The sequence below is a fragment of the Mycobacterium asiaticum genome, from assembly GCF_001673315.1.
Lineage (GTDB): Bacteria > Actinomycetota > Actinomycetes > Mycobacteriales > Mycobacteriaceae > Mycobacterium > Mycobacterium asiaticum_B.
The window spans coordinates 1-8,946 of record NZ_LZLQ01000143.1; the positions used below are offsets into that span (position 1 = coordinate 1).

At 67.3% G+C, this 8,946-nt stretch carries 11 protein-coding genes and 1 pseudogene; 9 read left to right on the forward strand and 3 right to left on the reverse strand.

Annotated features, from left to right (window positions below; all coding sequences use genetic code 11):
• Window positions 1–1,017 (reverse strand): 13E12 repeat family protein (locus A5636_RS23145; protein WP_253900680.1); only part of this gene is annotated, 1,017 nt, incomplete at its 3' end.
• Between the two features lie 128 nt (window positions 1,018–1,145).
• Between A5636_RS23145 and pdxS the strand changes: the two genes are divergently transcribed.
• Genes pdxS through A5636_RS23165 form a run of 4 tightly spaced genes read left to right on the forward strand, consistent with a single transcriptional unit; the run spans window position 1,146 to window position 4,302 of the window.
• Complete coding sequence (gene pdxS / locus A5636_RS23150) at window positions 1,146–2,048, forward strand: pyridoxal 5'-phosphate synthase lyase subunit PdxS (protein WP_155763967.1); 903 nt, start codon at window positions 1,146–1,148, stop codon at window positions 2,046–2,048.
• A 9-nt stretch (window positions 2,049–2,057) separates the two neighbouring features.
• Window positions 2,058–2,894 carry an acyl-CoA thioesterase II gene (tesB, locus tag A5636_RS23155; protein ID WP_065160975.1) on the forward strand — a complete coding sequence of 279 codons (837 nt, stop codon included), beginning with the start codon at window positions 2,058–2,060 and terminating at the stop codon, window positions 2,892–2,894.
• Window positions 2,891–3,502, forward strand: a complete 612-nt coding sequence (gene pdxT / locus A5636_RS23160; protein WP_065160976.1) for a pyridoxal 5'-phosphate synthase glutaminase subunit PdxT — start codon at window positions 2,891–2,893, stop codon at window positions 3,500–3,502. The genes tesB and pdxT overlap by 4 nt, the downstream gene beginning before the upstream one ends.
• A 44-nt stretch (window positions 3,503–3,546) precedes the next feature.
• Window positions 3,547–4,302 (forward strand): YebC/PmpR family DNA-binding transcriptional regulator, encoded by a 756-nt coding sequence (locus A5636_RS23165; RefSeq protein ID WP_065160977.1) that lies wholly within the window; start codon window positions 3,547–3,549, stop codon window positions 4,300–4,302.
• 13 nt (window positions 4,303–4,315) lie between these two features.
• Here A5636_RS23165 and A5636_RS23170 read toward each other — a convergent pair whose 3' ends face one another.
• The gene (locus A5636_RS23170) at window positions 4,316–4,819 is read right to left on the reverse strand and encodes a DUF2617 family protein (RefSeq protein WP_065160978.1); all 504 of its coding nucleotides are present in this window, start codon (window positions 4,817–4,819) and stop codon (window positions 4,316–4,318) included.
• 105 nt (window positions 4,820–4,924) lie between these two features.
• Between A5636_RS23170 and ruvC the strand changes: the two genes are divergently transcribed.
• From ruvC to A5636_RS23195, 5 genes are all read left to right on the forward strand, one after another.
• A complete protein-coding gene (gene ruvC / locus A5636_RS23175; protein WP_065160984.1) occupies window positions 4,925–5,479 on the forward strand; it encodes a crossover junction endodeoxyribonuclease RuvC in 555 nt (184 codons plus the stop codon).
• Entirely contained in the window at window positions 5,476–6,069 is a 594-nt protein-coding gene (gene ruvA / locus A5636_RS23180; protein ID WP_065160979.1) for a Holliday junction branch migration protein RuvA, read from the forward strand. Before ruvC ends, ruvA begins: the two co-directional genes overlap by 4 nt.
• Before the next feature lie 49 nt (window positions 6,070–6,118).
• Window positions 6,119–7,156 carry a Holliday junction branch migration DNA helicase RuvB gene (gene ruvB, locus A5636_RS23185; RefSeq protein ID WP_065160980.1) on the forward strand — a complete coding sequence of 346 codons (1,038 nt, stop codon included), beginning with the start codon at window positions 6,119–6,121 and terminating at the stop codon, window positions 7,154–7,156.
• A gap of 9 nt (window positions 7,157–7,165) precedes the next feature.
• Entirely contained in the window at window positions 7,166–7,552 is a 387-nt protein-coding gene (locus tag A5636_RS23190) for a DUF1304 domain-containing protein (RefSeq protein WP_065160981.1), read from the forward strand.
• A 79-nt stretch (window positions 7,553–7,631) separates the two neighbouring features.
• Window positions 7,632–8,294, forward strand: a complete 663-nt coding sequence (locus A5636_RS23195; protein ID WP_065160982.1) for a hypothetical protein — start codon at window positions 7,632–7,634, stop codon at window positions 8,292–8,294.
• A gap of 156 nt (window positions 8,295–8,450) precedes the next feature.
• Here A5636_RS23195 and A5636_RS26695 read toward each other — a convergent pair.
• Window positions 8,451–8,946: pseudogene (locus A5636_RS26695) on the reverse strand (PE family protein); the annotation flags it as partial.

An 8,946-nucleotide genomic window follows, 5' to 3' on the forward strand; every position in this document is an offset into this window, starting at 1 on the left:
GTACTGGGGTTCTGCGGGGCTGTATCCGGGGTGGATCAGCGGCACGAGTTTGGCGGACTGGGCGAGTTCGGCCAGCATGTCGGCGGTGATCAGCTCCTCGGCGCCGATCTCGGCAGCCGGGGCGGTGCCGGTGCCGTTGAGGGCGGCCTGCTCGGCGATGACGTGGATCACCACCGGGGAGGCAGGCCGCCGCGCACCCGCGGTGCAGTCTGTGCGACCGCACAGGCACGCCAGCCGGTCGGCACGGGCGGCCAGGGCCCCCACCGCGTCGGCGCGGCGTTGCTCGCGGGTGCGCGGATCGTGCGGGCACACCGTCGCAGCCAACGCCGACAGGCTCGCGTCCAAGGCGTGCGCGTCGGTAGTTCGGACGCGTCCCTCGATCGACGACACCCCGTCGTGGTCCTCCCCGATGACCACTTCACGATCGGTGTGACGTTCCTTGCGGCGGCGCACCGCGTCGACGTCGACTCCGACCACGATTGCATCCACCTTCTTGCCCAGCCGTGAGGCCGTCAGGGAGGGCCACCGCGCCACATTGGCCGCGATGCGCTCATCGACAACGGCCAGCACGTCCGGGTCGCTGATCAAATCGGTACGGAACACGATCGTGGCGAACGCCGTGACATTCATCTCGCCGGCACAGAACACCGCGCCGGTCAGGGGTAGCCGTTCGCGCAGCGCCCGCGCCAACTGCAACTGGCTGTGTGCCCGGCCCTGACTGACCTTGAGCCCTGCGGCCACCTCCGCAGCGACGGCCTCCATCGTGTCGACCGCCCAGTCCTCGGGTTCACCGCTCTGCGCAAGCCGATGGCGAAACAGCTGCCCGATCGCCACCAACTGCGATGCGGCGGCCTGATTTTCCGCACAAGCTCCGACCCGGATCGCCTCGATCCAACCTGTGGACTCGTCCGTGGGAGCCCGCAATGCCTTGCGTTGCACTGCGTACATGTCATGCAGCCAGGCTTGGAACACCAACGGATCCTGAATAGGTAACCGGTCCGCACCCATTTCGAACATGTGTTCGATTCTATCAGCTTCGTCGTCGCACGGCCTGCAGCATCCCCGTGCAAGACTCTGTGCTCCTGGAAAATGCGCTTGTCGATCACCTTTAGACTGGTGGTCGCATCGAACAGGCAAGGAGCGTAGTGAAAAGCCAGCAGAACGGGGCCCAGACCGGAACTTCGCGCGTCAAGCGCGGCATGGCCGAGATGCTCAAGGGTGGCGTCATCATGGACGTCGTCACCCCCGAGCAGGCCCGTATCGCGGAGGGCGCAGGTGCGGTGGCGGTCATGGCGCTGGAACGGGTGCCCGCCGACATCCGGGCCCAGGGCGGCGTGTCGCGGATGAGCGACCCCGACATGATCGAGGGCATCATCGATGCGGTCACGATCCCGGTGATGGCCAAAGCCCGAATCGGACACTTCGTCGAGGCGCAGATCCTGCAGAGCCTCGGCGTGGACTACGTCGACGAGTCCGAGGTGCTCACTCCCGCGGACTACACCCACCACATCGACAAGTGGCAGTTCACCGTGCCGTTTGTGTGCGGTGCCACCAATCTGGGTGAGGCGCTGCGGCGTATCACCGAGGGCGCGGCCATGATTCGGTCCAAGGGTGAGGCCGGCACCGGTGATGTCTCCAATGCCACCACGCACATGCGGGCCATCGGCGGTGAGATCCGTCGGCTGACGTCCCTGTCGGAAGACGAATTGTTCGTCGCCGCAAAGGAATTGCAGGCCCCGTATGACCTCGTCGTCGAGGTGGTCAGGGCGGGCAAGTTGCCGGTCACGCTGTTCACCGCGGGCGGTATCGCAACCCCCGCTGACGCCGCGATGATGATGCAACTGGGGGCCGAGGGCGTGTTCGTCGGATCGGGCATCTTCAAGTCCGGCGATCCCGCTCAGCGTGCTGCCGCCATCGTTAAGGCCACCACCTTCTACGACGACCCCGACGTGCTGGCCAAGGTGTCGCGCGGGCTCGGCGAGGCGATGGTCGGCATCAACGTGGAGGAGATCGCCGAGCCGCACCGTCTCGCGCAACGGGGCTGGTAAGAACTACCCGTGGCGATCGAAGAGATCCTGGATCTCGAGCAGCTCGAGGTCAACATCTACCGCGGCAGTGTCTTCAGCCCCGAATCCGGGTTCCTGCAACGCACCTTCGGCGGTCATGTGGCCGGCCAATCACTGGTGTCGGCGGTCCGCACGGTAGACCCGCGCTATCAGGTGCACTCACTCCACGGCTATTTCCTGCGGCCCGGGGACGCCAAGGAACGCACGGTCTTCATCGTCGAGCGCACCCGCGACGGCGGATCGTTTGCGACCAGACGCGTCAATGCCATCCAACACGGCGAGATCATCTTCAGCATGGGTGCGTCATTCCAGACCGACCAGGAAGGGATCAACCACCAGGACGCCATGCCCGCCGCGCCGCCGCCCGACGGCCTGCCCGGCCTGAACTCGGTCAAGGTGTTCGACGACGCCGGCTTCAAGCAATTCGAGGAATGGGACGTCTGCATCGTTCCGCGCGAGAAATTGCAGCTGATACCGGGCAAGGCGTCCCAGCAGCAGGTCTGGTTCCGCCACCGGGACCCGCTGCCCGACGACCCGGTTCTGCACATCTGCGCGCTGGCCTACATGAGCGACCTGACATTGCTGGGTTCGGCGCAGGTCACGCACATGGAGGAGCGCCCCCACCTGCAGGTGTCGTCCTTGGACCACGCCATGTGGTTCATGCGGGCCTTCCGCGCCGACGAATGGTTGCTCTATGACCAGTCCTCGCCGTCGGCCGGCGGGGGTCGCTCGCTGTGCCAGGGAAAGATCTTCAATCAGAGCGGTGAAATGGTAGCCGCGGTTATGCAGGAGGGGCTGACCCGCTTCAAGCGCGGATACCGGCCGTGAGAGCACCCAGGGTGGGGGTTCTGGCCCTACAAGGCGATACCCGCGAACACCTCGCCGCGCTGCGTGCAGCCGGAGCCGAGGCCAGCACGGTCCGGCGCCGCAGCGAGCTGGACGCGGTGGACGGATTGGTGATACCCGGCGGGGAGTCCACGGCCATGAGCCACCTGTTGCTCGATTTCGACCTGCTGGAGCCGTTGCGGGCTCGGCTGGCCGACGGCCTGCCGGCCTACGGGGCGTGCGCGGGAATGATCCTGCTGGCCAGTGAGATCCTGGATGCCGGGGCCGACGGGCGCGCTGCGCTACCGCTGGGCGGCATCGATATGACCGTGCGGCGCAACGCTTTTGGACGTCAGGTCGATTCGTTCGAAGGTGACATTCCGTTCGAGGGGCTGGACAGCAACGTGCGCGCGGTGTTCATCCGGGCGCCGTGGGTGGAACGTGTGGGTGACGACGTGCAAGTGCTGGCGCGGGCGGCGGGTCACATCGTCGCGGTGCGCCAGGGAGCGGTGCTTGCGACGGCATTTCATCCGGAAGTCACCGGGGACCATCGCGTGCATCAACTGTTCGTCGACATGGTGAACGGCCGGGGTGACCCAGCCGCCACGTAGACTCATCTGGCGAATATTCACAGCGAAAGAGGTACGACACACCGATGAGCGGCCATTCCAAGTGGGCAACCACCAAGCACCAGAAGGCCGTCAAAGACGCCCGCCGCGGCAAGGAGTTTGCCCGGCTGATCAAGAACATCGAGGTCGCCGCCCGTACCGGCGGCGGTGACCCGTCGGGCAATCCGACGTTGTATGACGCGATCCAGAAGGCGAAGAAGACCTCGGTTCCCAATGACAACATCGAGCGGGCGCGCAAGCGCGGCGCCGGTGAGGAGGCCGGGGGCGCCGATTATCAGACCATCATGTACGAGGGCTACGGGCCCAACGGCGTCGCAGTCCTGGTCGAATGCCTGACCGACAATCGCAACCGCGCCGCCAGCGAGGTACGGGTCGCCATGACCCGCAACGGTGGCACCATGGCCGACCCGGGCTCGGTGGCCTACCTGTTCTCCCGTAAGGGCACCGTCACGCTGGAAAAGAACGGCCTGACCGAGGACGACGTGCTGACCGCGGTGCTCGACGCCGGCGCCGAGGACGTCAACGATCTCGGCGATAGCTTCGAGGTGATCTCCGAGCCAACGGATTTGGTTGCGGTGCGTACCGCGCTGCAAGACGCCGGCATCGATTACGAGTCGGCCGAGGCGAGCTTTCAGCCCTCGGTGAGCGTCCCGGTTGACGTCGAGGGTGCCCGCAAGGTGATCAAGCTCGTCGACGCCCTCGAGGACAGCGATGACGTGCAAAACGTCTGGACCAACGTCGACCTCTCCGACGAGGTATTGGCCGCGCTCGACGAGGAGTGAGCCGATTCGCGGCTCACGGATGCCAGCGACTCGCGGTATGCACCACCGTCCCGCCAGTGCAGGCCGGGTACATCGGATACAGATGCCAGGTCTGCCAGCGCCAGCCGCTGCCGTCCGGCGCGGCACTGAGCGCGGTCAACGCGGCGTCGTCGCCGGGAAACACCCCGCCCAGCCATCCGGGTTCCTCCGCGCACTTTCGACGCAGATCTGCGGCCAGTGCGCGGAAGGTGGCCTCGCCGTGCTCCTCGGTTTGCGATTCCAGGCAATAGCCGGGAGCGGCGGAACGCGCCGGCAGGTCGCCGCTCGCGGCGCAGGAAACTTGTTCGGAGAAGCGGTGGGAACGGTATTCCACGGTCACGACATGGGATGCGCCCAGAACGCCGAGCGACAGCGCGCCGCCGGCGGGATGTGCCAATCGACAGCTGGCCAACGGGGGTGGCGCAACGGCGTTGAGCGCCAATGCCAGACGAGCCCCGGACACGTCGGCCGGAGCCACAGCGAGCTGATGAAGCGGCACCGGGCCTAACCTAACCCACTGGGACCAAGCGTGTCCCTGCCCGGCGATGTCGGACCCACCGGCTACGCTATCGAACAGCTGTTCGGAGTGAAGTGGGGAGCTGCGGTGCGAGTAATGGGCGTCGACCCGGGGCTGACGCGGTGCGGGCTGTCGCTGATCGAGAGCGGGCGAGGTCGGGAGATCACCGCGCTCGACGTCGACGTGGTCCGCACGCCGTCAGACGCGCCGCTGCACCGCCGGTTGCTGGCCATCAGCGAAACCGTGGAGCACTGGCTGGACACTCACCGCCCGGATGTACTGGCTATCGAGCGGGTGTTCGCCCAGGCCAACGTCAGCTCGGTGATGGGCACGGCGCAGGCCGGCGGTGTCGTCGCACTCGCGGCGGCCAAACGCGACATAGACGTGCATTTTCACACGCCGTCGGAGGTCAAGGCCGCGGTCACCGGTAACGGCAGGGCGGACAAGGCCCAGGTCACCGCCATGGTCACCAGAATCCTTGCGCTACAGGCCAAGCCGTCGCCCGCCGATGCGGCCGACGCGTTGGCGTTGGCCATCTGCCATTGCTGGCGGGCACCGACGCTGACAAAGATGGCCGAAGCGAGCGCTCGGGCCGCGCAGCAACGCGACCGGTACCTGGCCAAGCTGAAGGCCGCCCGATGATCGCCTCGGTTCGTGGTGAGGTAGTCGCGGTCGCGTTGGACCACGCGGTCATCGAGGCAGCCGGCGTCGGCTATCGGGTCAACGCGACCCCGGCGACACTGGCTACCTTGCGCCAGGGTGCCGAGGCGCGACTGATCACGGCGATGATCGTGCGCGAAGACTCGATGACGCTGTACGGATTCTGCGACGTCGAGACGCGTGATCTGTTTCAGACGCTGCTGTCGGTGTCCGGCGTGGGGCCGAGGCTCGCAATGGCCACCCTGGCCGTCTATGACGCGACGGCCCTGCGCCAAACCCTGGCCGACGGCGACGTGACCGCGCTGACCCGGGTGCCGGGCATCGGCAAGCGCGGCGCCGAGCGCATGATCCTGGAATTGCGCGACAAGATCGGTGCGGTGGGTGCGTCGGGAACGGCTCCTGCTGTGAACGGCCACGCGGTGCGGGGACCTGTGGTGGAGGCACTGGTCGGGCTCGGCTTCGCGATCAAGCAGGCCGAGGAGGCCACCGATAAGGCCCTGGCCGAGGACCGAGACGCGAACACGTCGACTGCGCTGCGGGCCGCGTTGACCCTGCTGGGTAAGTCGAAATGAGCCGCGCCGGCGCCGATGCAGTGCGCAGCGATGAGGAGAAGCGGCGCAAATGACCGACGAGGACTTCGACCGCGACGTGTCACCGACGCTGGCTGTCGGCGAGGGCGATATCGATGGCAGCCTCCGGCCCCGTTCGCTGCGCGAATTCATCGGCCAACCCCGGGTGCGCGAGCAGTTGCAGCTCGTCATCGAAGGAGCCAAGAACCGCGGCGGCACGCCGGACCACATCTTGCTGTCCGGCCCTCCCGGCCTGGGCAAGACCTCGCTTGCGATGATCATCGCCGCCGAACTGGGGACGTCGCTGCGCGTCACGTCAGGTCCTGCGCTGGAACGCGCCGGTGATCTGGCCGCCATGCTGTCCAACCTGCTCGAGCACGACGTGTTGTTCATCGACGAGATACACCGCATCGCCCGGCCTGCCGAAGAAATGCTGTACCTGGCGATGGAGGATTTCCGTGTCGACGTGGTGGTTGGTAAAGGCCCAGGGGCGACGTCCATTCCACTCGAGGTTGCGCCCTTCACCCTGGTCGGCGCGACCACCCGGTCCGGTGCGCTGACCGGTCCGCTGCGCGACAGGTTCGGTTTCACCGCGCACATGGACTTCTACGAGCCCGCCGAGCTGGAGCGGGTGCTGGCCCGCTCCGCCGGCATCCTCGGTATCGAACTGGGTGCCGAAGCCGGCGCGGAGATCGCACGTCGGTCGCGGGGGACACCGCGCATCGCCAACCGGTTGCTGCGCCGGGTCCGTGACTTCGCCGAGGTTCGCGCCGACGGCATCATCACCCGCGATGTGGCGAAGTCCGCGCTGGAGGTCTACGACGTCGACGAGCTCGGGCTGGACCGGCTCGACCGGGCCGTGCTGACGGCGCTGACCCGCAGCTTTGGGGGGGGTCCGGTCGGCGTGTCGACGCTCGCGGTGGCGGTCGGGGAGGAGGCCGCCACCGTGGAGGAGGTGTGCGAGCCATTCCTGGTGCGTGCCGGTATGGTCGCGCGCACACCGCGAGGACGGGTGGCCACGGCATCGGCGTGGACGCACCTGGGTATGACGCCCCCGGTAGGGGTGGCGCAGCCTGGATTGTTCGACTAGGAGGACGCGATGGTCACCGCCGGTTTGGTAGTCGCCGCACTAGCTGCGGTGTTGCACGTCTACATCTGGACCATGGAATCGCTGACGTGGACCTCACCGCGCACCCGTGCGACGTTCGGCACCACGCCCGAGGAAGCCGAGACCACCCGACTGCTGGCCTACAACCAGGGTTTCTACAACCTTTTTCTGGCGGTCGTTTCCGGTATCGGGATCGCGGCGGTGTTCATGGGCCACCGCGACGTGGGTGCCGCGTTGGTGTTCGCCGGTGTCGGGTCGATGGCCGCCGCCGCGGTCGTGCTGTTGATCTCGGCGCGCGACAAGGCGCGTGCCGCAGTGACGCAGGGTCTATTTCCGGTTATCGCGCTCGTGCTGCTGATAATCGGTCTGGCGTCTTGACGGTCGGGTCTGCCTGATTCTGGCGGTTACACCACGGCTTCGTCCGGGTACCCAAGCCGGTACCTATGAAGGAGATGCCATGAGAAACATTGAGGACCGCCCAGCTAGGGGACGTATCCCACGCTCGCGCGGCGCAGTGACCGGATTGCTCCTCGTCATCCTGGGTGCGTGGGGAGCGCTGATCCCGTTCCTCGGCCCCAACTTTGACTTCGCCTACACTCCGGGCCAGTCGTGGACGGCCGCGCGCGGTTGGCTCGAAGTGCTGCCCGGTGTCGTCACCGTGGTCGGCGGGCTGCTGCTGATCACGTCCAAGAGCCGCGCCGGCGGGATGCTCGGCGGCTGGCTGGCCGCCCTAGGCGGTGCCTGGTTCGTCGTCGGGCGTACGTTCGCGCCGATGCTCGGCACCGGGTCGGCCGGCGACCCCGTCGCGGCGACCGAACGTAAGCGCGCGGTCCTCGAACTGGCTTACTTCTCCGGCCTCGGCGTATTGATCGCCTTCCTGGCAGGTGCGGCCCTGGCTCGGGTCGCCGTGCTGCTCGCGCGCGACGTCCACCGCGTAGAGACTGTCGACCGAACCCCGGCAGACCAGCATTACGTGTCGGCGGTCGACGCGCCCCGGGAGAACGAGGTGTCCACTGACGCACTCACCACCCCGCGAGAGCAACATGCGGCTCCAGTTACCGAACGGGAACCGCGCCGTGGCGGGTTGTTCCGCCGTCGCCGCACTCCGGTCGCGCATTAGTAGCGACAGCGGACGCGACCGGTCGCAGGCAAGCGCGGCCGGTCGCGTCGGCTACGGGTATTAGCGCTGCGGGTACCAGCCGGGGCCAAGACACATGAGATGAGTGTTCGAGCACTCCCTCCGACCGTGGCGCACCAGTAAGCGCTAGCTGGGCTCCTAACCGGAGCGGCCGGTACTGCCCCGCAGATCTTGGATGGCGTTGTAGCCGTCGCCGCCCCCTCCCCCTACGGCGGCGGAGAATCTGCCGTTGCCGCCGTCTAGTCCGAAGAGTCCGCCGAAGGCTCCCTTGCCGCCTGCGCTGTCTTGCGCACCGGTGCGTCCGCTGCTGCCGTCGTGCCCGTTCGTCCCAATCTCACTACTACTAACGGCCAGTCCGCCGCCGCCACCACCGCCACCGTTGGCAGTGGCGCCACTACCTGCGCCGGCGCCTCCTCCGCCGCTGCCCTGGTTCCCGCCGACAATCACCGCTGCGTCACCGCCCCTGCCGCCGCTTCCACCGAGACCGCCGTCGCCACCTGCTGCGCCGCCTCCGCCGCCTCCACCGCCGTAAGCGCCGAAGAAACCGGCTGGACCGCCTCCACCGGCCGCGGCGCTGCCACCGCCTCCGCCGCCGCCACCACCACCGAAACCGTTTGTGCCGCTACCAGAAGAG